Here is a 21,392-nt window from a genome sequence, read left to right on the forward strand (position 1 = left end):
AATGTATAATATTAATATGCGGGCAAAACATAAACTTAATGCGTGTACCTGGATATTTTTTATTTTTTTTACCTGGATTTTAAATCCATTATTTGCACAGCAAACGCAGTCAGTTTCAGGTTCAGCGCCAATTTTTACGCTTAACGATATGGAAGAAATCGTGTTGCAAAATCATCCAATAGTTAAACAGGCTGCGCTATTAAGCAAGGAAGCTGGCGCAAAAGTATTACAATCTTTAGGTAAGTTCGATCCTGCTATTAATGCTTCATTTGGAAGAAAAATTTTTGGTGGTACAGAATACTATAACCATTGGGATAGTGAATTAAAAGTTCCGTTGTGGCTAGCTGGTGCCGACTTAAATGTTGGTTACGATAGGAATGTTGGCGTTTATAACAATCCGGAAACGCGAACCAGCACAACTGGCTTATCAGGTGTTGGACTTACCATTCCCCTCGGCCAGGGTTTAATTATCGATTCTCGCCGTAATACCTTACGCCAGGCAAAAATTATGGTCGATTATGCTGAAGCTGATAAAATCAATCAAATTAATAAGGTTTGGTTTGGAGCAGTAAAAGATTACTGGAGTTGGTATTATGCTCATCAACAATATAATTTAATAAATGAAGGTGTTGATTTAGCCTCTCGAAGATTTTCCGCTATCCGCCAGCAAGTTATTTTAGGTGATAAACCGCCAATTGATTCCGTTGAAGCTTCTATAACTCTTGAAGATAGAAAAGTTCAGCTTCAGGATGCGAATGTAAAACTCGCCAATTCTCGGTTAATCTTATCTAATCATTTGTGGAATTCGCAAGGTGTACCGACTGAACTTCCTGCAAATGCACTGCCACAAGAAACTAATGATACGGAGAATGTACTGAATCAGTTGGTTTTGGATTCACTTGTACAGCAAGCTACTGAAAGTCATCCTGAGATACTTAAAATCAGATATCAAAAATCAAAACTGGATGTTGAGCGTTTGTATCGGCAAGAAATGCTAAAGCCTAAACTAAATATAAAAGGTTCATTTTTAGCGGGTAGGAGAGATTTTTCGTATGTACCCGATTACTATGATTTTCGATTGGCAAATTATAAAGTAGGAATCGATTTTGCTTTTCCTCTGTTTTTACGAGAAGAACGCGGTAAACTTAGAGAAGTTAAAATTCAACAGGCAGAGGTTGAATATGGACTTCAACAAACCGGCAGAGAAATCCAAAACGGGGTATTATCTGCGGTGAATGAAGTTAAAGCCTTAAAAGCACAGTTTGTATTACAGACTAAAAATTTGGCAAGTCAACGAACATTAGTTAAGGGTGAACTGCAAAAATTTGAACTAGGCGAAAGTAATTTATTTCTTATCAATAGTAGAGAAACCAAACTGATTGATATGAGAATAAAACAAGCAGAAATTATTTCTTATTATCAAAAAGCTTTAGCAGAATTATACTTTAAAGCTGGGAAACGTTTTACTTTAAATGATACTAAAAATTAAGTATTTTTTAGATATTTGCTTGATTTTAGGATATTTAACTTAATAAAAGGTTAATTTTCTTATAGCTTTGATGTTTAAAATTAAGTATTAGTACGCTTTATTATTTGTTTGCTTGATAGAAATTATCTTTATCTATAAATTAGTTATTCTAAATTATTGATATGGCCATCTATTTTAAAAATGAGATTCCCGTAGTAACGATTATCCATCAAATAGAGAAGTTTCTTGGTGAATCTGGTTTTAAAAGTGTTCTGGATTATAAAGAAATTACACTCTACGTTTATGATACGGCTGATAAAGCTGTTTTATCGATTAGATTTTGGTTAGAAGGTGTTGAGTATAAAAAACTCTATGCCGATACCGCTCCAGAAATCGATAAATTGTATAACGATATAGAACATATAATTTTAGAATACTGATATGATTAGGTAAAAATATATTCGCTATTTCGATTCAGTTTTTAGTTCTATATCAGTTGCTATAAGCCCACTCTCAGTCATTTCAATAATAAAAGTAATTTCCTGATTTATTAGAGGAACGAAAATAAGTTCTCGTATAAGAAAATTTATTTCTTGTTCATTAGTATCTACAATAGTTCCAAGTGCTATGTCTTTATTGATAGATATAATATAACCTCTTCTGCGCATGATAACTGTGGGATGATTATTGTGGCATTCAAAAGATAATTTTCTAATTCGTAACGCAATATAAATCAATAATTTAGAACTATTTCGAATAACGCAAATTTATATATAATATTTTATGTATATCATATTTTTCAGTGTTCCTCTTGCGAACATTAAAGTTATGTATGTTGTTTAAATTTCATCAAAATAGAACATTTTACTAAAGCGTCTGTAAAATAAATTGGTATTATGTTTTTATTCAAACTCTGCTGCCGAAAGCAACAGAGTTTATCTAACTAAAATAATTTTTCTTGTGGTGGTTTAACGCCTGCCAAACGCAGGTAAACTGTAGCCTGACCGCGGTGATGGGTTTGATGCTCAAAATCTTTAGTAAAAACCATGTCTTTTGTTAGGTCAAAACGATTCATAAGTTTTACTTTTTCTTGCATTTGGGTAGCAGATAGTTTTTTCAATCCTGCAATTACATAATCGTAACCTGCTAAAACCACTTTAGTAACGTTAGCCTTTGATTTATCTGTAATCTTTTCTAAATCACCAAAACCGTATGGACTTTTTTCTCCCGTCGCAGCAGCAGTAAAGCCATAATTTGCATCGGTAAGGTGAAGCATTTGCTCAGCAAATGATCGCATTTCTGGTGTTGGTTTTAAAGCATAACCTGTTTCTGGCATTGCATCTAAATACTCTTTTGTGTAAGCTTTGGCTCTTTCCCATTCTGCAATTTTTGTTGTCAATTGCTCTTGCGCATTAACACTGCTTACCATTGCCATTAAGCAAACGATAAGCATTAAAAATTTTAATCTTTTCATAATTTGATTTGTTTAAGTAAAACAAATATATGATAGATTACCAAAAATAGTTTATCGATTAAAAATCCTATTGGGATTAAGGATTTTGTAATATCTTAATTTTTTGCAGTGGTTTTCAGCATAAATATTTAATGTTTTTGCCAAGAGATTTATTTTGGTGGAGCATGAAATACTTCTAAAACTACGCAGCTAAAGCCTAGTTTATTAAATAGAGCAATTACAATATCATTCATATTTACCGGAGAATCAACTCTTAAAATTTTATCACAATCAGTAAGGTCGATATGCCAATTGAGATTGGGCACATTAACCTTAAAGTTTGGCACAATTTGTTGCAGTTCTACTTCTGTGTGCACATTTGTTTTGAAAATGGATATCATACGTTTCTTTTTCCCAAAAAAAATTAGGTAGGGGTTTCCAAAGTAAACGGATGAGTTGAAAATTTACTTTAATATTTATGAAATATTATTTTCAATCTATGCATTAGCTTCAACTATTAATTTTAGCGCTTTTAATCGCCAAATTAAAGGTTGATTTACACGACTTGCTGGATCCATCTTTAAGGGAGTAAAATGACTTTCCAGAAAATGCTCATAATTGTTAATCACAGTAGCCTGATTCAGGTATATCGGTGTAGCCTGCTTTTCGGCATTTGCAAAAAATTCTTCAAGTTTATTAACTTCTTCTATTGTCATCCTTCAAAATTAATAAAAAGTAAATTTTAACAGCAGTATTTTTGATTAAGAAAATGCTAGTTCAGCTATTTAATGATGAAAAAGCTATTTGATCCTTAGAACGTGCTTCAATTGAACCCACAACTCATCTAACTTGTAATATGTGTTTTACCCTTTATAAATATTTATATTCAAAATGGTAATTACCTGAACCAACCTTTTCTTTTTTATCACTTTTAGGAAGTAGAATGGTAGCAGTTGTATTTGCCGGCACGGTAACATCTAGTTTAAAAATACCATTATCGATTATCCATGTTGATTTTAATAGTCCATAACTGGTTTCTAATTCTGCAGTAGCGCTTGTTAAACCGCCACCAGGTTTCGGTGCAATTATAGTTTCCTTATAACCCGGTTGTTCGGTAACTGCATTTAAGCCAGCTATATTTTTATACATCCAATCGCCAATTGCGCCATAAGCATAATGGTTGTACGAATTCATATTTGGAGTTTGGAAACTTCCATCAGGTTTTATGCCATCCCAACGTTCCCAAATAGTAGTTGCGCCCATCTTTACAGGATAAAGCCATGAAGGATATTTTTCTTGCATCAACAAATCATAAGCAACATTTTCAAATCCAAAACGGCTTAATACGTGGCATAAATATGGCGTCCCTAAAAAGCCAGTTGTAAGGTGGTTGCCATAACTCTTAACGTTTTCTACCAATCGTTCTGCTGCTTGCTGTCTTAACTTCTCTGGTAGCATATCAAACTGTAAAGCAAGTACATAGGCTGTTTGTGTATTAGACACCAACTTGCCATTTGGTGTCATATATTCTTTTAAATAAGCCGTTTTTATACGTTCTAATAATCCTTTGTATAATCTAACATCTTCTTTTTTATCCAAAACTGTTGCAGCGTTTAAAAGCAATTGTACAGAATGTGCATAAAAGGTTTGTGCAATCATATATTTATCTGTAACCGCCGCACGACCATCATTATCATCTTCAGGGCGATAAAACAACCAATCGCCAAAATGCGAGCCGCTATTCCACAAATCATTTTTTGCAACAGATGATATATAGGTTACCCAATTTTTCATGCTTTCGTATTGGGTTTCTAAAATTCCTTTATCACCATATGATACATACATATCCCAGGGTATAATCGTGGCTGCATCGGCCCAACCGGCAGAGCCATTAGAGCCCGAGTTTAGTACATTTGGTACAACATAGGGAATACTACCGTTAGGTAATTGGTCTGCCTTTACATCTTTAAGCCACTTAGTAAAAAAACCAGAAACATCCATGTTAAAAGCTGCTGTTTTGGCGAAAGCTTGAGCATCGCCGGTCCAACCCAATCGCTCATCTCTCTGCGGACAATCTGTTGGTACATCAACAAAATTTCCTTTTTGCCCCCATTCTATATTATGTTGTAATTGATTTATTAGTGGATTGGAGCTGGTGAATTTTCCTGTAGGTTTCATGTCAGAATAAATTGCTACAGCAGTAAAGTTTTCCAAACTTATTAAGCCAGGATAGCCATCTACTTTAACATACCTAAATCCCTGAAATGAAAAATGCGGTTCAAAAGTTTGCTCACCTGTACCTTTTAAAATATATTGATTCTGTTGTTTGGCACTACGTAAATTTGTAGTATAAAAATTTCCTTCTTTAGTTAAAACTTCGGCATGGCTTAAGGTTATTTTTGTGCCAGCAGGCCCTTTAGCTTTTAATATAACCCAACCAACCATATTTTGTCCAAAATCTATAACGGTTTCACCTTTGGGCGTTTTAATAATTTTTAGCGCTTTAAATTCTTCATGCTTTATAACGGCTGGTCCGCTCATTCCAACTAACTTTTCAGTTCCTTTTTCTAGAATTCTTACAGGTTTCCAAGTACTATTTTCTTTAAAACCTGAATTTGTCCAACCCGGTATTTCAAATCTCGCATCGTATGTTTCGCCATCATAAATACCCGAAGCTAAAATAGCCCCAGTATTGCTTTTCCAACTTTCATCGCTGTTTATAACCTGTTTTTCTCCATTGGTGTATTCTACCTCAAGCTGTAATAATAAAGCTCTTGTATTTCCATAAAAGTTCTTCTGATTCTCAAATCCAATTCTGCCTTTGTACCAGCCATCGCCAAGCGTAACACCAATAGCATTCTGTCCATTTTTTAGTGATGATGTTACATCGTAAACCTGGTATTGAATGTGGTCGTTGTAACTCGTCCATCCCGGAGATAAATATTCATTGCTTATTCTTTTACCATTAATATTGGCTTCGTACAAACCTTTTGCGGTAATGTATATCATTGCCGACTTAATTTTTTTATCAAGATTGAATTCCTTTCTCATCAGTGGACTTTTCAAGGAAGTATCTGGATTTGCCGTGCTAATCCATTTTGCTGTCCAATCTGTATCCAATAAACCAGTTTGAAAATATTGTGTAGGAGACCATGGCGAAGTATTTCCATGATTATCTTTAACCTTAACCTGCCAATAATATTTTGTTTTAGATAAGAGTGTTTTGCCACTATACGCGATTAACACCGATTGATCGGATTTTTTACTCATTTTAACAGCATCCTTATTTTTAAAAGATTCCGCTGAACTTATTCTAATTTCATAGCCCGTTTGTAATGTATTTTGCAAGCTAGAGTTTATTTTCCAACTGAAACGGGGCAGAGGATTATCTACACTCAGCGGATTTGTTTGATGCTCTACCGTTAAATTATTTACTGAAAGTTTTTGTGCAAACGTATTTTGCGTAAAAATGAACGAGAAAATTAATAGTAATAATTTAACACGAAGTTGGTTTAATAGGCTCATAATTTGATGGTATGATTTATTAGGGTCGTTTAAATTACTATACTAAAACGATTTTCCAAAATCTTAAATTCAAGTTATTAAAAACGTTACCTGCTAATTTGATAGGTTTAAATTAGGTAGGGGTATTGATTTTCTCTTCTGCCAAAGCTTTGTCTTCTTGCGTAGCTTCTGGAACGTGATTTAACTCCTCAGCCTCTGGATTGAATTGTAAATTAACCCACATTGGAAAATGATCGGAACCGCAACTTTTTAATCTTTTAATCGAACTTAATGAGAAATCAGGCGAGCAGAAAATATGATCGAGTGGGAAGCGAAGGAAAAAATACTTCGCATTGAAGCTGTTGAAAAAGCCTCTTCCTCTTCGCGGGTCTAGCAAACCACTTATTTTGCCGAAAAGTTCGGTTGTGTAACTCCATGCTACATCATTTAAATCGCCCATAACCACCACAGGTAAATCACATTTCTTGGCTTTTTCGGCCACTAATAATATTTCTTTATCTCGCTCGGTAGAACGTGGATTTTCTTGTGGTACAGGTGGTTGCGGATGCAGGCAAAACAATTTAACGGTCTGTCCAGAAGATAATTTAACATCTGTTTCTATTGATGGAATATCTTCCTCCACCAAAAATTTAACTTCGCCATTTAGTTCAAGCTTAGAATACAATAACATCCCATAGGTATTTTCTAACGGAACTTTTATCTGGTAGGGATATTCTTTTTCTAAAACATCCATTTGGGTTTGCCACCATTTATTGGTTTCTACCATTAAAATAACATCTGGCTTACATTTTTCTATCAAGCCATAATATGTTGCAGATTGCCTGTTTTCTTGGTAAACGTTTGCAATTAAAAGCTTTAAATTGTTTGTGTTATTAGCAAGTTTACTACTAACAATTTGCTTTTTGCCAAAAATGGTAAAAGGAAAGATTAAATAGAAAAGATAAATCAGATTAACCGAAAGTGCGGCTAATACCACAATATCAATAGGTTTGTTTGAATCAAGAAATATTACTAAACTGATTATCAGTATTAGGTTCAATACTAATTTTTGGATTCTAGGGTATTCAAAAACTCTAAAAATCCAAAAATTATGTCTAATAAAAGGTATTATGGTAGAGCATATTAAAAATATACCCAGGTAATTCAAAATATCGTGCGTTAGTTCCAATTGTTTAAAGTAGTTTATTAAGCTTTTTCATTGAGTGCAGGCTTTCTTCTTCTGATGCGTTTAATTTGCCCCATATGTTCCGTTGGGATGGTATCGCCTAATAATTTACCCCAAGGTTTTAGTCCTTCAATTCTATCAAAAATTATTTTTAATACGGCAATAAATGGAATCGATAAAAACATACCCGGAACACCCCAAAGTGCTGCACCTAATAATACAATTATAATAGAAATTAAAGCATTTATCTGCACTTTAGATGATACAATTTTTGGTACAAGAAAATTGTTATCGATAAATTGTATTAATGCATACGCTCCAATAATGAGTAATTGGGTTGTAAAACCATCAGTTGTTAATGTTGCCATTAACACAGGAAGAAGTATGGCAATGATACCGCCAATGTATGGCAACAAGTTTAGTATGGCCCCAATAACACCGATTAATATCGCGTTTTGTACACCTAAAATAAGCAGAGCACAAGAATTCATTACAGCAACAATTGAAGTTTCTATTAGTAAACCAATAATATAGCTTTGAATTGCAGCCTTGGTTTCTGAAAGAATGTCGCCAACCTTTTTTTGATTCTCCTCTGAAAAAACCTCATAAAGAAAATTCAGAATTAAGGTTTTATAGAACATAATTAAGAAGGTATAAACCGGAATTAAAAAAATCACGCTCAAAATACCCAATACACCACTTAGCGTTTGGCCGATAACCGCTTTACTACCTTTAGCTGCATCGTTAAGCATTTCTACCTGCTTCTGTGCTGAAATACCAAAAGTTTGCTGAAGCCATTGTTGCGCAATATTTAAAATCTCTGCAAATTTTTGCTTCATTGCATCGAGGTTATCAAAAAAGTGTGCAATTTGAGAAGAAAGGAAATACATCAATCCACTCAGAATTAATACCGCAATAATCATGGTGATAAGAATGCTCAAAACCTTTGGCATTTTTCTTTCCAAGCGGTTTGATAACGGATTTAGCAATATTGCAATCAATGTTGCAAAGGCAAGCGGAACCAGAACATCCCGAAGAATATTTAGAATAAATACAGTTATCACTAAACCTAAAAGTATTATCGGCGCTTTAATGTAGAATGGAAAGTTTTTAACCATAATTTTTTTGAATAAGTAGGCTTAACAATAAATATCGTTAAAAGTTTATGATATCAAATCAAATAGATTTGCAATTAACAAATCAAATAGATTTGCAATTAACAAATCAATAAGATACATTTATCACTCAGAAAAACGTAATAGAGGATAGCTTGCTATCGTATTAAGCGACTTTTTCTTTAACCTTTTTTTATAATGTGTTAGGGAGAATTATAAGCGTAACTAATACATCTCTTTATTCGTTAATCTTATTTAAAATTGTGGACTACCGGAATCGTAGTAATTTATAAGCTTTATGCAGATAATTACTATGTACCTTAACCCCACGCCATTTAGCCTATCGTGTTTAACGATAGGCTTTTTTGATTGTTGAAAGTTATGACTTTTGTCAAGGTGTATTTTTTAACAATCGATAAGCTGCTATTTTCTTAAAAAAACTTTGTTACTACTTTTATCGTATCTAAAGTTCTCAAACATGGAAGCAATAATCGAAAAGCAGAAAATAAGATCCTTTTTAAGAAAAATGGATTTAGAGTGGCCTGGTAAAATCGAGCGTGTAAGCTTCAAGTCAGAGGATTTGGTGTTTGTTCATTTGCAGGACGACACTCCACCTGTAGAATTTGCAGAAAGTTTAATTCCTAAAGTAAACGTTTTTGTAGATTTTTCTGCACCATTAAAAATTTGCTTTTTAAATGATGATGGTGAGGGTAGTAGCAGCATGGTTTTCAACTGGGTAGCGTAATTCCTTTATCCAATTCAGGTTTTATTTATCATTAACTTTACACCATTGTTTTAATTGGTTTCTCTGTAGATTAATATAACTACTTTGTAAGAAATCTCATTCCTTATGAAAATTGCTGTATTTAGTACCTGTTCCTATGATAAAGAATATTTGGAACTGTTAAACACTGGTCACGAACTTACTTTTTACACCGAATCTCTTAATACGCAAAATGCATTACTAACAAAAGGTTTTGAAGCGGTATGCATTTTTGTAAATGATAAGGCAGATGCTGCAATGATGCCTTTGCTTGCTGATAACGGAATAAAGTTAATTCTCCTTCGATGTGCAGGTTTCAATAATGTTGATTTAGCAATGGCTGAAGAAGTTGGTATTAAGGTGCTTCGCGTTCCATCATATTCTCCCGAAGCTGTTGCCGAACATGCTATGGCAATGATACTTACCTTAAATCGTAAAACACATAAGGCATATAACCGGGTTAGAGAAGGAAACTTTTCGTTAGAAAACTTAATAGGTTTTAATTTATACGGTTGTAAAGTAGCACTAATCGGAACAGGAAATATTGGAAAAGCATTTTACAAGATATTAAAGGGATTTGGTTGCCATATTTCTGCCTTCGATCCTTTCCCTAATTCCGAACTGATTAACGACGGATTGAAATATGAAAACTTGGAAAATGTATTAAAAGATGCCGAAATTGTATCGTTGCATTGCCCATTAACCGAGGATACTTTACACTTGATTAATACCAATACCCTTAAGCTCTTCAAAAAAGGAGCAATGCTGATTAACACCAGTAGGGGTGGTTTGATAGCCACAAGAGACGTTATTGAGGCATTAAAAAGCGGTCAGTTAGGTTACTTAGGTTTAGATGTTTATGAGCAGGAAAGTAAATTGTTTTTTAAAGATTTATCAGCCAATATTATTCAAGATGATGTGATTTCGAGATTAATATCATTCCCTAATGTCTTGGTGACATCGCATCAAGGTTTTTTTACAAAAGAAGCGATGACACAGATTGCAGAAATTACGTTTTTCAATGCCAATTCATTTGAGAATGGTGAAGTACTTGACAATGAATTGTTTAATTAGGTGTTTTTGAAATGTTAAAAGCAATAGCTTTTAGGAATACTACCTAGCCTCATTTTAATTGTACGCCAGTTTTTGTTGACAACTTCTATTTTGTTTACAAAAATGATTATAATGTTGTATGATTAGTAAGTATGTTTTTTAGATTTGTGTCCATGGAAAAACGCAAATCTGATCTGAAAGATTTTTTAAGGAAGGTGAAAGACTTACGTGGCTTTGGAGATATGAACTCATATCAGGTAGTGAAAGATTATAAGCATCTGGCAGAAGATGAACCAGATGAAAAGTTAAATGTAATCATCGAAGATTTTTCAAATCCTCAAACTTATAAAGAAGGCAAAGATAAATTAATAAGAAAAGTTGAGCGTAAGCTTAGAGATTTATAACATTTTTATCACCTCATTCTAAAATTATTTAAGCGTTTTCCCAATAGACTTATTATCACTTTTATTTTAAGTCTTTAGCTAAATCATACTGCAATTCTCTAAATTGTGCCACGTTTGAAATCGTGGTTTTTTCTATTTTATTCCATAAGGTTCCATCATTTTTATAAATTTCCACAATTGATGGATAGTTTTGAACGGCGCTATTTGCTTTGCTTTTAACGCTTGGGGATTGGAACAAAGCATAAATTTTAAAGTATTTATCGCCAATCGTGTGGTTCATAATACCAGTTAGCAATGTTTTTGTTATCAATGCTTTTTGTTCTTTGGTTTTTCCCTTAAATTTTGAATTCCAAAGGACCGGCGATTTCGGTACACAGATTATTTTTGCTGTCCCTGTTTGTGCATCAGAATAAATAAACATTGGCACATTACTGATCAACTTTTCATCACTTTTAGAATGTAAAAAGCCAAGCCATGATGCTGTAATATGATTTGGGTTACTGAATAAATCCTTATCATTTAATACAATTGCTTTAGGATTTATAAGAGCAAGCAACGTTAAACTTATAGATAAAATTGGGACGTTCATTCGGTTAGATATTCAAATCAGGCTGCAATATATGGCACATAAACCCATTATGTCCGTTTAGAAATTCATTATGACATTGCTTAAAGTATCGAGTAGGATTTGTCAGTTTCCATGCATCTCAACCTATACATAGAATATATTTTATTTTTGGTTGTACGCGTATCCGTAATTCAGATGGAAAAATACACTATGAAATACAAGCATGTAAACTAAGTTTTAGTTAATATTTAAAATCACTTTGTTGATTTATTATTGATAGCCTTTTGCCTGCAAGTTAAATAGTTCAGCATATCTTCCATTTTTATCAAGCAATTCTTCGTGGCTACCGGTTTCTAATACAGTTCCTTTATCTAGAACCAATATTCTGTCGGCTAGCCTTGCTGTAGAAAAGCGATGCGATATTAAAACAGCCGATTTACCATGGGTAAGTTCAGCAAAGCGCTGAAAAACTTCATATTCTGCTCTTGCATCTAATGCTGATGTTGGCTCATCTAAAATAAGTACTTGAGCATCTTTCATATATGCTCTTGCCAAAGCAACTTTTTGCCACTCACCACCAGAAAGTTCAATGCCATCATTAAATTTTCTTCCTAGCCATTGGTCGTAACCCAAAGGAAGTTTCTTGGCAAGCAAATCTGCTAAACTCTCTGTCGCCGCTTTTTCAATTAAGTTTTTATTATCAATTTCTTCGATGTTTCCAACGGCAATGTTTTGAGAGAATGTCATTTGATAGCGGATATAATCCTGAAAAAGGATACCAAGATTTTTCCTTAACTCATCTAAATCATAATTTTTTAAATCCTGCCCATCCAATAAAATTCTACCTTCTGATGGGTCGTACAATCTGGCAAGTAATTTAACAAGTGTGGTTTTACCTGCTCCGTTTTCTCCAACAAGTGCTAATTTTTCTCCAGGTTTTAAGTCAAAATTTAAGTCACGACAGGCGTAATTCTCACTATTGTGGTACTTAAATCCAACGGCTTCAAATATAAAACCTGTTTTTATAGGATTTGGAAAGGGTAAGGGGTTTTTAGGTTTGGTAATTTTTGGTTGTATATCGAAAAATTCTATAAAATCGTTCAGGTAAATTGCGCCTTGTGATACCAACGTAAATCGTGATAATGTCGTTTCCATCAAACTACTTAACTGCCTGAAAGAGCCAGCTAAAAAAGTAAGACTACCAACCGATGCATTTCCATTTATGGTTTGATAAATGATAAAACCGTAAGCAGCATAGTAACCAATTGTGCCAAGGACAGAAAAAAATGTTCCCCAACCAGAGCGATTTAGCGCCAGCTTGCTGTTATCGGCATAAAATTTATCTGATAAAGTTTTAAATCTTTTGATGATGAAATCTGCCAAACCAAATATTTTTACCTCTTTAGCAGTTTCGTCGCTCGCACCTAAATAACGGATGTAATCGAGTTCTCTTCTTTCAGGTGTTTGACTTCTGGAAAGCGCATAGTTTTTACTGTTAAAATAAGATTCGCCAAGAAATGAAGGAATTATTGCGATTAAAAGCAATAGAATAAGCCATGGGTTAAAAGCGATTAATCCGGTTAATAGAAAAGCCATCGAAATAAAATCCTGAATTTGGCTCATCACTTGCGATAGCAACACAGTTCGCCCAACTGTTTGCTGCCTTGCTCTTTCCAGCTTATCGTAAAAAACAGAATCTTCAAATTGATCGAGGTCTAATGTAGCTGCATGACGCATAATACGCATTGATGTGTAATTAGAAAACTGATCACCCAACAAACTATCGGTTAGATTTATCATTCTATTTAACCCATCTGTTAAAACTGCTAAGCCAAATTCAATGGCGACCAATTCCCAAAGTTTGCTCGTATCTGCAGTGTGGTTTGCATTTAGTGCAATTACATTATCGATAATTAACTTGCCGGTGTAAAGCAAAGCCACAGGCATTGCCGATCGCAAAATGCGTAAGCCAAAGCTAATAAGCGTTTTCTTCGGGCTGCTTTTCCAAACTAATTTAAAAAATACCGGTAAGTTTTTAAGTGATGAGAACCGTTGCCGAAAGGTTATATTTTGGAGTGGTATGGTATTTCTATTTTTAGCCATTAATATTTGTGATGCGCAATTTAATGCAATCCTGATGTAGGTTTACAATGGAATTTAAAAAAGGCTTTATTTTGAAGCTACAATCTATAACGCAACATGCTGCAAGATTGCGGTTACGCTCAGCGATGTTATTTTAACGGTATGAGATTTATGTAGTGGTATAGACATATAATCTCCAGGGCCCATACTAAAATCTGAGTTATCAATAGTACAAATGCAGCTACCTTCGAGAATTAAAAAGCTTTCCAACTCGTTTTCGTGGATTTCTTTTTTGATGTCTATTTCTGAAACAACAAGCATTTGCATAACCTTTTCATTTCCTGTTAGCAGGTGTGTGAATGTTCCATCAACTCCATTTATTGGAATCAGATTTTCCACAAGGTTAAACCAGTCTTGATAATTAGCATTTTCATCAATTAAAGGAAGGTTACTGATATTTAATTCACCCGTAGAACTTAGTTGATGAAATAAATTCTGCAATTTTAACTCCGTATTAATGCTTACCGGAACAGAATGTTGCAGGGCATGTTGCTCAAAAAACAACTCAATTTTATTTATCTCATCGTTAACTTCCGAAGAATTTAAACGTAAATTTTCTATTTGAGCAAGTTCATCACCTTCCAAAAGATTTAGTACATAAAGTTCTAATAACCCACTTTCAATAATATCTACAACTGCTTTCAATAGTTTTATGTTAATCTTTTCTTAGATATCACATCTCAATTAGATATCTATTTACTTCTACAATTACCTGTACGCGAATATATTCATTTATTTTTATTCGAGATCGTTTGTTTAAAAATGATTGTACTTATTAGGGTTTTTTTCTTGATTTTTTTTGATCGGCGGTTTCTCCAGTAAGTAAAGCTGCTAGAAGCTCAAATTTCTCTGGATTTTGATTATACTCTTCTTCAATAGTGTGCCATTTTTGAAGTTCCACTTTAGCATTTTCTACTTCTGCTTTTAAAAATTCTATCTTGTTTTGCAATAATTTGCTGATGTTTTGATTTGCCATGATACAAAAGTACGGGCTTCGCTGTTTATTTATTAAGATTTATGAAACTTAAATGCTAAGTAACTCAATATCAATATAAAAACATTTATCAACTAAAATATGTTGATTCGGCTATGAAATTACATTGCGATATATCCTTCAAAATCATTTCGCTGATTATATCCATTTTCAAGGTTTGCAATCTTCATATTCACTAAAATTATTTTAAAAGGTTAAGAATTTTATTTTGCTAAATAGCAGTCGGTTATCAGCATATTGGCAAATTTACCTTCTAAATATTTGCATGCTAAAAATATTAGTATAATTTTGCCGTTGTTAGAACATAGCAATCTTTTATTTCGATGGCTAAATTAATTTGAAGATATTTTATGACAGTTACGGTACTTGCCATTACAGAAACTGATTTTGTTCCCGATGTTTCACTTGCCCGAATTATGAACGAACGCTTAAAGCGAGCGGCGGCAGAAATGCAGGATATTCATTTGGAACCAATGCTTTCTGTAGGACAACGTAAAGATGATTTAGTAGTTTACATTAGTTATAATCCAAAATATACCATTAGGTTTCGTGTTGTTAACGATGTACCGCAAGATGTAGAAAATTTTGTAGCCACTGTATGCGGCAACTTGGGATACATAAAATGGAAAACCAATGTTGTGAACGTTTTTAAAGGAAATGATTAGTGATGAAATAATTACCAAAAATATCAGTGAAGCAATCGTTTCAACTACATTGTTGGATGAACCTTCATTTTCACTACCCGAGAAATATCATAAAGAAAGTTTATGGCACAGAAACTGGAAAAAGGCCTTTCCGGAAAATTATAGAGAAAAAAGTTTTTGTTGTAAAATAACAGGTGAATTACATCGAGCAGATGTTTTCACGCCATGCTCAACCGCAATAGAATTTCAAAATTCGCCAATTAGTTTGGCTGAAATGCAAAGTAGGGAAGCGTTCTATCCAAACATGATTTGGATACTTAACGGTAAAAAATTTAAAGGCTTCAGGATTTTAAAAAACTTGCCTCATCCGGATGACTCCAAATTGTTGGATTATGAGTTTTGCAATACCGATCATTTATCAATGGTCCGCAAAGCTGAAATCAAAAATGGAGTTGTAAAACCGAAAGTCTTAAATTTCTATCATCCAGAAATAAAAGGTGTGGCCATAACATCTAACTTTTATCATTTTTGCTGGAAACAACCACATGCCGTATGGTTTGCAGCAAAAGCACCAATACTAGTTGATTTGGGCGGGCATTTTTTGTACAGAATGCTGAGTAGAGAGCAACTATCAGGAAATTTTCCTTATCTAGAAATGATAAGCAGAAAAACTTTTATTGAAGGGTATTTATGTTTTGAGTAGTATCCTGCAAGAAACTAAAAATACTTGTCGATGCTTAATCCATAAGTTAAATTCAGATTTTCTCGTTCTGTAATATTAAATTTATTGTAGTTTAATGCTGTTGTTAGGCTAATCCATTTTCTAATTTTCAAGCCAAGCGTTGTTACAGATTTTATAATGTAATCACCCTTTCTTGAATATGAATTTTGCAGGAAATTACTTCCATCAAAAGTTACTATATCTTTATATCCAAAATGAAACTGCAGTCTTAAAGAATTTCTTAACGTATTGTAACTCGCCATTTCAACTAAACTGCTATTATCGAATAATATGCCATTGCTAATGTTAAAATACGCATTAGGCTTATCTATAAAATTGTAGGCAATGCCACCACCAGCCAGCAATTGATTTTTTATTTTAAGCGAATAACTTGTATTATAATTTACCAAACCCCAGTAATAGAAGTGGGGAAATGTTTTGTACAGATTAAAATTCATCGTGGTAGAAAAATCATTGTTACTTAAATTGCTATTTTGTTTTCCATACAGCCACGATGTATTGCTGTTTAGTACAATGTTTTTCTTTTTAATTCCAAAATTTAGGCTGTTGTTCAACAAATAAGCTTGTTCATTATTCGTTTTATTTATCGAACCTGCTGATGATAAATTTAAATGATAATTGGTTGTATCAGTGTATTGAGCTTTGGTTTGAATGGTGAAAAGCGACAAGAAAAACAGCAGTAACAATATCTTCATAGCAGATTAACAATTTATTCTAGGTGATGTTTAATAAAAATGTCATCGTTCGCACTTAACTGTTTCCTTACCGTCATTTGTTGTTAATTAACCCTCAATTGATTTTTTAAAAGGATAGTTTTGTACTCTTAATTTTTCTACCACATTGATATGTCAATAAATACATTAAAAAATATACCATATTCTATTCTTGATTTAGCAACTGTTTTAGATGGATATAAAGCAGCTGATACTTTTAAAAATAGTTTAGAAATTGCCCAACAATCCGAAGCTTTAGGCTACAATCGATATTGGTTTGCTGAACATCATAATATGGGCGGTGTAGCAAGTTCGGCACCTTCAGTTTTAATAGGCTACATTGCAGGTGGTACAAAAACAATCAGGGTTGGCTCGGGCGGAATTATGTTGCCTAATCATTCGCCTTTAATTGTTGCAGAGCAGTTTGGTACACTTGCTTCGTTATATCCAAACCGGATAGATTTAGGTTTAGGCAGGGCGCCAGGTACCGATCAGGTTACCGCAATGGCTATACGAGGAGAGAATTTTAATGCTGCACACAATTTCCCTAGAGATATAGAAAAATTACAACAATTATTTTCTGCTGAAAATCGCAATTCAAATGTTAGGGCCATGCCAGGTGAAGGACTTGATATTCCGATTTGGATTTTGGGTTCGAGTACGGATAGCGCCAGGTTAGCTGCCGAAAAAGGTTTGCCCTATGCCTTTGCAAGTCATTTCGCACCAACATATTTTGAGCAAGCAATATCAATTTATCGCAACAATTTTAAACCATCTATCCATTTAGCTGAGCCTTATGTAATGGCATGTGTAAATGTAGTTGCAGCAGATACTGATGATGAAGCTGAAATTTTATCAAGCTCTGTTAAAAAAATGTTTTTGGGTGTAATTACGGGTAAGCGTGAGTTGTTAAAACCTGCTGTAGAAAATATGAATGCACATTGGGGACAAATGGAGAAGGAAGCCGTAGAACAAATGCTTTATTATTCCTTTATTGGAAGCCAAGATACTATTAAGAATAATATGGAGGGTTTTATCTCGAAATATGGTGTTAATGAAGTTATGGCAACATCACACATTTACGATCAGCAAGCTAAACTACATTCTAATTTGCTTTTTGCAGGAATTTTCAAATAGTTGTCGATTTGATTTACTATTGGCTATTTGACAATTAGCCGATTAATTTCATAATAAACAGGCGATAAGTTTGATGTAAATATTGGTTCTTCCAAAGAGTTAATGAAACATTGTTCTTAGAAAGCAAAATCTTCGAAATAGCAAATTTCTATCACATGGTTTTTATAAGATAAACCAATTAGTACTATCTTTCTTAAAACCATATTACTTTTTGCTGTGTTGAGTTCATATCTAATTTGGGATGATATGATAAAAAGAAATTCAAGGAATATTGAGATAAGCAAGGTGTTGCTTGGTGGTTTACAAATGGCTGGTGATGCAATTGGAAAGCATCAGTCGAAACGAACTATTGGTAGAAAGGTAGCAAATAATGTTGGCTTAGTTAATCAAATATTGCGATTTGCTTTAAATAGAAAAGGGTCATCTGGTAAATTAACAAAAAATATAGAATTGGGTGGACTAGGTGCAATTGCACTATACAACATCTATCGAGGCATTAAGCGAAAAAGAAATTATTTGCTTCTTCAAGGTGCATTTTTAACCGTTTCTCTTGCGGTTTCCTTATTAAGTTCAAAGGAAAAGGATAATAATACAGTAAGAAAATAAAATGATGTCTGCATATCGTTTAACAACTAAAGCACTTATATTTTAATCCGGTTAAGTAATCAACGTACGGCAACAAACCTTTTGTATTAGAGCGATGTTCTATATAAAATTTGATTATTATGAGTCTGGGTAAATATGCTGCCAAGCGAGATTTTTCTAAAACTACCGAGCCAAAATCTGGTAAAAGCAACGATAGTAATAAATTACATTTTGTAATCCAAAAACATGATGCATCTCGCTTGCATTACGATTTCAGGCTTGAAATGAATGGTGTTTTAAAAAGCTGGGCAGTACCTAAAGGTCCATCTACCGATCCTAAAACCAAACGTTTAGCCATGATGGTTGAAGATCATCCTTATGATTATAAAGATTTCGAAGGCATTATCCCAAAAGGTGAGTATGGCGGTGGAACAGTAATCGTTTGGGATAGTGGCACTTACGAACCTATTGAAGATATCAAAGGAAAAAAGGCACAAGAAAAGCATTTGATTCAGCAATTAAAAGATGGTTCACTCAAAATAAAACTTAATGGTGAGAAACTGAAAGGTGAGTTTGCTTTGGTTAAAACCCACGGAATGGGTGAAAATGGATGGCTTTTAATTAAACATAAAGATGATTTTGCTTCTATAAAAGATATAACCAAGCAAGATGAATCGGTTTTATCAGGTAAAACCATAGAAAGTATGGCTAAAACCTCTGATACGGTTTGGAAAGAAGGGCAGGAGCAGAAGCTAAAGCCATCAAAAAAAACTCCTGAAGAAAAGCTTGAAAAGAAAATAAAACCAACAGCGCCTGAAGATATTAACATCAGTAGTATTTTAAAAAATATCAAAAAATCTGCGCTGCCAGATGGCATTAAACCGATGCTAGCAACCTTGGTTGATGAACCCTTCGATGACCCAGATTGGCAATATGAAGTTAAATGGGATGGCTATCGGGCTTTGGCTTTTATAAATAAGGGCAAGGTCGATTTATTATCCAGAAACAATAAATCTTTTAACGATAAATTTTATCCCATATACGATTTATTGCAAACCTGGCAAATAAATGCGGTACTAGACGGCGAAATATTGGTACTAAATGATAAGGGAATTTCGAATTTCGGTTCTTTACAAAATTGGCGAAGTGAAGCTGACGGTGAGTTGGTATTCTATGTTTTTGACATCCTTTGGTATGATGGAAAGAATTTAATGGATTTGCCCTTAAATCTACGCCAGGCAATTTTGCAAGATATTTTGCCTACAGATGATGATAGCGTGAGGTTAAGCAAAGTATTTAAAGCTAGCGGAATTGATTTTTTCGATGCTGCCGAAAGGATGGGTTTAGAAGGAATTATTGCTAAAAAATCTGATAGCTTGTATAGTCCGGATAGGCGTTCGAAGGAGTGGTTAAAAATAAAAGTTCATAGGCGGCAAGAAGTTGTTGTAGCTGGTTTTACAAAAAATGCCGATACTTCAAAATCATACAGTTCACTTCTATTGGGTGTTTATGAAAAGGGAAAGTTGCAGTATGTTGGTAAAGTTGGTACCGGTTTTTCTGATAAGCTTCAGAAAACGATGATGGAACAATTCAAGCCTTTAATAATTGATAAAAGTCCTTTCGAATCAATACCCGATGTTAACAAGCCTTCAAGATTTCGCCCTAACCCTCCAAAAGCACAGGCAACATGGTTAAAACCGGAATTGGTATGCGAGGTTGCCTATACAGAGGTTACCGATGATGGCGTTTTTCGTCACCCATCTTTTCAAGGTATGCGTGAAGATAAAAAGGCTAAAGATGTTGTGAGGGAGAAGGAAAAAGCAACAGGTGAAATTATAAAAGTTGACGAAAAAAAACCTTCAAAAAGTTCTGATCATGCTGATGCTATTAAGCCACCAAAAGGAAAAGAGCCAAAAACTTTACTAAACCCAAAAGATGAAACCCAAGTTAGAAAAATTAAGGGTCATGAATTAAAGTTTACCAATTTAAGCAAAATTTACTGGCCTGAAGATAAGGTAACTAAGCGTGATATGTTTAACTATTACTATCAGGTTGCCGAATATATTTTGCCGTATTTAAAAGATAGACCACAATCGCTCAATCGCTTTCCGGGTGGCATCCACGGACCAAGTTTTTATCAAAAAGATGTTAAAGGTAAAGCTCCGGATTGGGTTAAGACTTTTCCTTATGAGAATGGGGAAGGAGAAAAAAAAGAATATTTGGTAGGAACTGATGTTGACAGTTTATTATGGATGGCATCTTTAGGTTGCATTGAAATGAATCCATGGTTTAGCCGGGTTCAAAGTCCTGATAACCCAGATTATTGTGTAGTAGATTTAGACCCGGATAAGCATACGTTTGACCAGGTTGTAGAAGCAGCTTTAGAGGTGAAAAAAGTTTTAGACGCAATTGAAGTACCGTGTTACCCTAAAACATCTGGTTCTACAGGCATGCATATTTATATACCTTTAAATGCAAAATACAGTTATGAGCAAAGCCAGATGTTTGCTAAAATAATTGTAAGCTTAGTGCATAAACAAATTCCTGAATTTACATCTTTAGAACGTATGGTTTCTGCCAGAAAAGGTAAGATGTATTTAGATTTTTTACAAAACAGGCCTGGGGCTACAATTGCTGGTCCTTATTCTTTGCGACCAAAAATTGGTGCAACCGTATCTATGCCATTGCACTGGGAAGAAATTAAACCGGGTTTAAAAATGACAGACTTCAATATTTTTAATGCTATTGAGCGCTTAAAAAAAGAAGGAGATTTATTTAAAGGCGTTTTAGGAAAGGGAATTGATTTGAAGAAAGCAATAAATGCTGCAAAAAATACATTTGGATAATTTAGAACAAAAAAAGGGGTAAGCTAAGAAGCCTACCCCATATCTAAACCCAAACATGCGCTCAAACATGAATGA

Annotated in this window: 22 protein-coding genes; 10 read left to right on the top strand and 12 right to left on the bottom strand. The window is 33.9% G+C overall.

The genetic code is table 11. The features are described 5' to 3' along the window. Window position 1: 1 nt before the first annotated feature. On the top strand, window positions 2–1,489 hold the full coding sequence (locus D7004_RS11215) for a TolC family protein (RefSeq protein WP_208646828.1): 1,488 nt from the start codon (window positions 2–4) through the stop codon (window positions 1,487–1,489). 161 nt (window positions 1,490–1,650) lie between these two features. Next, a complete protein-coding gene (locus tag D7004_RS11220; RefSeq protein WP_123205953.1) occupies window positions 1,651–1,908 on the top strand; it encodes a hypothetical protein in 258 nt (85 codons plus the stop codon). A 24-nt stretch (window positions 1,909–1,932) separates the two neighbouring features. Here the strand turns inward: D7004_RS11220 and D7004_RS11225 are convergent, their stop codons facing one another. The 7 genes from D7004_RS11225 to D7004_RS11255 all read right to left on the bottom strand — a co-directional run bounded on the left by D7004_RS11225 (window position 1,933) and on the right by D7004_RS11255 (window position 8,729). Next, window positions 1,933–2,136: a hypothetical protein gene (locus D7004_RS11225; RefSeq protein WP_123205954.1), complete on the bottom strand. Its 204-nt coding sequence runs from the start codon at window positions 2,134–2,136 to the stop codon at window positions 1,933–1,935. A 275-nt stretch (window positions 2,137–2,411) separates the two neighbouring features. Then, on the bottom strand, window positions 2,412–2,942 hold the full coding sequence (locus D7004_RS11230; RefSeq protein WP_123205955.1) for a DinB family protein: 531 nt from the start codon (window positions 2,940–2,942) through the stop codon (window positions 2,412–2,414). A gap of 149 nt (window positions 2,943–3,091) precedes the next feature. After that, window positions 3,092–3,322 (bottom strand): hypothetical protein, encoded by a 231-nt coding sequence (locus D7004_RS11235; protein ID WP_123205956.1) that lies wholly within the window; start codon window positions 3,320–3,322, stop codon window positions 3,092–3,094. 96 nt (window positions 3,323–3,418) lie between these two features. Then, window positions 3,419–3,637: a DUF6965 family protein gene (locus tag D7004_RS11240; protein ID WP_123205957.1), complete on the bottom strand. Its 219-nt coding sequence runs from the start codon at window positions 3,635–3,637 to the stop codon at window positions 3,419–3,421. Window positions 3,638–3,791: 154 nt separating this feature from the next. Beyond that, complete coding sequence (locus tag D7004_RS11245; RefSeq protein WP_123205958.1) at window positions 3,792–6,446, bottom strand: glycoside hydrolase family 78 protein; 2,655 nt, start codon at window positions 6,444–6,446, stop codon at window positions 3,792–3,794. Between the two features lie 112 nt (window positions 6,447–6,558). Then, on the bottom strand, window positions 6,559–7,485 hold the full coding sequence (locus D7004_RS11250; RefSeq protein WP_244214305.1) for an endonuclease/exonuclease/phosphatase family protein: 927 nt from the start codon (window positions 7,483–7,485) through the stop codon (window positions 6,559–6,561). 146 nt (window positions 7,486–7,631) lie between these two features. Continuing rightward, window positions 7,632–8,729, bottom strand: coding sequence for an AI-2E family transporter (locus D7004_RS11255; protein WP_123205960.1), 1,098 nt, complete (start codon window positions 8,727–8,729; stop codon window positions 7,632–7,634). A gap of 475 nt (window positions 8,730–9,204) precedes the next feature. On the opposite strand from D7004_RS11255, the gene D7004_RS11260 reads away from it, so the two are divergent. The 3 genes from D7004_RS11260 to D7004_RS11270 all read left to right on the top strand — a co-directional run bounded on the left by D7004_RS11260 (window position 9,205) and on the right by D7004_RS11270 (window position 10,946). Next, window positions 9,205–9,471 carry a hypothetical protein gene (locus D7004_RS11260; RefSeq protein ID WP_123205961.1) on the top strand — a complete coding sequence of 89 codons (267 nt, stop codon included), beginning with the start codon at window positions 9,205–9,207 and terminating at the stop codon, window positions 9,469–9,471. A gap of 105 nt (window positions 9,472–9,576) precedes the next feature. Then, complete coding sequence (locus D7004_RS11265; RefSeq protein WP_123205962.1) at window positions 9,577–10,563, top strand: 2-hydroxyacid dehydrogenase; 987 nt, start codon at window positions 9,577–9,579, stop codon at window positions 10,561–10,563. 152 nt (window positions 10,564–10,715) lie between these two features. Beyond that, window positions 10,716–10,946, top strand: a complete 231-nt coding sequence (locus tag D7004_RS11270; protein WP_123205963.1) for a hypothetical protein — start codon at window positions 10,716–10,718, stop codon at window positions 10,944–10,946. 61 nt (window positions 10,947–11,007) lie between these two features. On the opposite strand, the gene D7004_RS11275 is transcribed toward D7004_RS11270, so the two are convergent. The 4 genes from D7004_RS11275 to D7004_RS11290 all read right to left on the bottom strand — a co-directional run bounded on the left by D7004_RS11275 (window position 11,008) and on the right by D7004_RS11290 (window position 14,632). After that, on the bottom strand, window positions 11,008–11,535 hold the full coding sequence (locus D7004_RS11275) for a hypothetical protein (protein WP_123205964.1): 528 nt from the start codon (window positions 11,533–11,535) through the stop codon (window positions 11,008–11,010). Window positions 11,536–11,784: 249 nt separating this feature from the next. Further along, window positions 11,785–13,617, bottom strand: coding sequence for an ABC transporter ATP-binding protein (locus D7004_RS11280; RefSeq protein WP_123205965.1), 1,833 nt, complete (start codon window positions 13,615–13,617; stop codon window positions 11,785–11,787). An 84-nt stretch (window positions 13,618–13,701) separates the two neighbouring features. Further along, entirely contained in the window at window positions 13,702–14,301 is a 600-nt protein-coding gene (locus tag D7004_RS11285; RefSeq protein ID WP_123205966.1) for a cupin domain-containing protein, read from the bottom strand. A gap of 130 nt (window positions 14,302–14,431) precedes the next feature. Continuing rightward, window positions 14,432–14,632 carry a hypothetical protein gene (locus tag D7004_RS11290; protein WP_123205967.1) on the bottom strand — a complete coding sequence of 67 codons (201 nt, stop codon included), beginning with the start codon at window positions 14,630–14,632 and terminating at the stop codon, window positions 14,432–14,434. Window positions 14,633–15,000: 368 nt separating this feature from the next. On the opposite strand from D7004_RS11290, the gene D7004_RS11295 reads away from it, so the two are divergent. Next, window positions 15,001–15,315, top strand: coding sequence for a hypothetical protein (locus tag D7004_RS11295; protein WP_123205968.1), 315 nt, complete (start codon window positions 15,001–15,003; stop codon window positions 15,313–15,315). Further along, on the top strand, window positions 15,308–15,997 hold the full coding sequence (locus tag D7004_RS11300) for a competence protein CoiA family protein (RefSeq protein ID WP_244214306.1): 690 nt from the start codon (window positions 15,308–15,310) through the stop codon (window positions 15,995–15,997). The genes D7004_RS11295 and D7004_RS11300 overlap by 8 nt, the downstream gene beginning before the upstream one ends. Window positions 15,998–16,011: 14 nt before the next feature. Here the strand turns inward: D7004_RS11300 and D7004_RS11305 are convergent, their stop codons facing one another. Next, a complete protein-coding gene (locus D7004_RS11305) occupies window positions 16,012–16,731 on the bottom strand; it encodes a DUF481 domain-containing protein (protein ID WP_123205969.1) in 720 nt (239 codons plus the stop codon). 150 nt (window positions 16,732–16,881) lie between these two features. Here D7004_RS11305 and D7004_RS11310 point away from each other — a divergent pair, with 150 nt between their 5' ends. From D7004_RS11310 to ligD, 3 genes are all read left to right on the top strand, one after another. Beyond that, on the top strand, window positions 16,882–17,886 hold the full coding sequence (locus tag D7004_RS11310) for an LLM class flavin-dependent oxidoreductase (protein WP_123205970.1): 1,005 nt from the start codon (window positions 16,882–16,884) through the stop codon (window positions 17,884–17,886). 246 nt (window positions 17,887–18,132) lie between these two features. Further along, the gene (locus D7004_RS11315; protein ID WP_123205971.1) at window positions 18,133–18,492 is read left to right on the top strand and encodes a hypothetical protein; all 360 of its coding nucleotides are present in this window, start codon (window positions 18,133–18,135) and stop codon (window positions 18,490–18,492) included. A 119-nt stretch (window positions 18,493–18,611) separates the two neighbouring features. After that, complete coding sequence (gene ligD, locus D7004_RS11320) at window positions 18,612–21,317, top strand: DNA ligase D (protein WP_123205972.1); 2,706 nt, start codon at window positions 18,612–18,614, stop codon at window positions 21,315–21,317. Window positions 21,318–21,392: the final 75 nt, after the last annotated feature.

Origin of the sequence: Pedobacter jejuensis, assembly GCF_003725795.1 — a bacterium.
Classification (GTDB): Bacteria; Bacteroidota; Bacteroidia; order Sphingobacteriales; family Sphingobacteriaceae; genus Pedobacter; species Pedobacter jejuensis.

Excerpts from the sequence above, each read along its gene's own strand:
- D7004_RS11230 (WP_123205955.1), bottom strand. The coding sequence starts at position 2,942 with ATGAAAAGATTAAAATTTTTAATGCTTATCGTTTGCTTAATGGCAATG.
- D7004_RS11255 (WP_123205960.1), bottom strand. The coding sequence starts at position 8,729 with ATGGTTAAAAACTTTCCATTCTACATTAAAGCGCCGATAATACTTTTA.
- D7004_RS11240 (WP_123205957.1), bottom strand. The coding sequence starts at position 3,637 with ATGACAATAGAAGAAGTTAATAAACTTGAAGAATTTTTTGCAAATGCC.
- D7004_RS11315 (WP_123205971.1), top strand. The coding sequence starts at position 18,133 with ATGATAAAAAGAAATTCAAGGAATATTGAGATAAGCAAGGTGTTGCTT.
- D7004_RS11295 (WP_123205968.1), top strand. The coding sequence starts at position 15,001 with ATGACAGTTACGGTACTTGCCATTACAGAAACTGATTTTGTTCCCGAT.
- D7004_RS11235 (WP_123205956.1), bottom strand. The coding sequence starts at position 3,322 with ATGATATCCATTTTCAAAACAAATGTGCACACAGAAGTAGAACTGCAA.
- D7004_RS11220 (WP_123205953.1), top strand. The coding sequence starts at position 1,651 with ATGGCCATCTATTTTAAAAATGAGATTCCCGTAGTAACGATTATCCAT.
- ligD (WP_123205972.1), top strand. The coding sequence starts at position 18,612 with ATGAGTCTGGGTAAATATGCTGCCAAGCGAGATTTTTCTAAAACTACC.
- D7004_RS11290 (WP_123205967.1), bottom strand. The coding sequence starts at position 14,632 with ATGGCAAATCAAAACATCAGCAAATTATTGCAAAACAAGATAGAATTT.
- D7004_RS11275 (WP_123205964.1), bottom strand. The coding sequence starts at position 11,535 with ATGAACGTCCCAATTTTATCTATAAGTTTAACGTTGCTTGCTCTTATA.
- D7004_RS11310 (WP_123205970.1), top strand. The coding sequence starts at position 16,882 with ATGTCAATAAATACATTAAAAAATATACCATATTCTATTCTTGATTTA.
- D7004_RS11265 (WP_123205962.1), top strand. The coding sequence starts at position 9,577 with ATGAAAATTGCTGTATTTAGTACCTGTTCCTATGATAAAGAATATTTG.
- D7004_RS11245 (WP_123205958.1), bottom strand. The coding sequence starts at position 6,446 with ATGAGCCTATTAAACCAACTTCGTGTTAAATTATTACTATTAATTTTC.
- D7004_RS11215 (WP_208646828.1), top strand. The coding sequence starts at position 2 with ATGTATAATATTAATATGCGGGCAAAACATAAACTTAATGCGTGTACC.
- D7004_RS11305 (WP_123205969.1), bottom strand. The coding sequence starts at position 16,731 with ATGAAGATATTGTTACTGCTGTTTTTCTTGTCGCTTTTCACCATTCAA.
- D7004_RS11270 (WP_123205963.1), top strand. The coding sequence starts at position 10,716 with ATGGAAAAACGCAAATCTGATCTGAAAGATTTTTTAAGGAAGGTGAAA.
- D7004_RS11280 (WP_123205965.1), bottom strand. The coding sequence starts at position 13,617 with ATGGCTAAAAATAGAAATACCATACCACTCCAAAATATAACCTTTCGG.
- D7004_RS11225 (WP_123205954.1), bottom strand. The coding sequence starts at position 2,136 with ATGCGCAGAAGAGGTTATATTATATCTATCAATAAAGACATAGCACTT.
- D7004_RS11260 (WP_123205961.1), top strand. The coding sequence starts at position 9,205 with ATGGAAGCAATAATCGAAAAGCAGAAAATAAGATCCTTTTTAAGAAAA.
- D7004_RS11300 (WP_244214306.1), top strand. The coding sequence starts at position 15,308 with ATGATTAGTGATGAAATAATTACCAAAAATATCAGTGAAGCAATCGTT.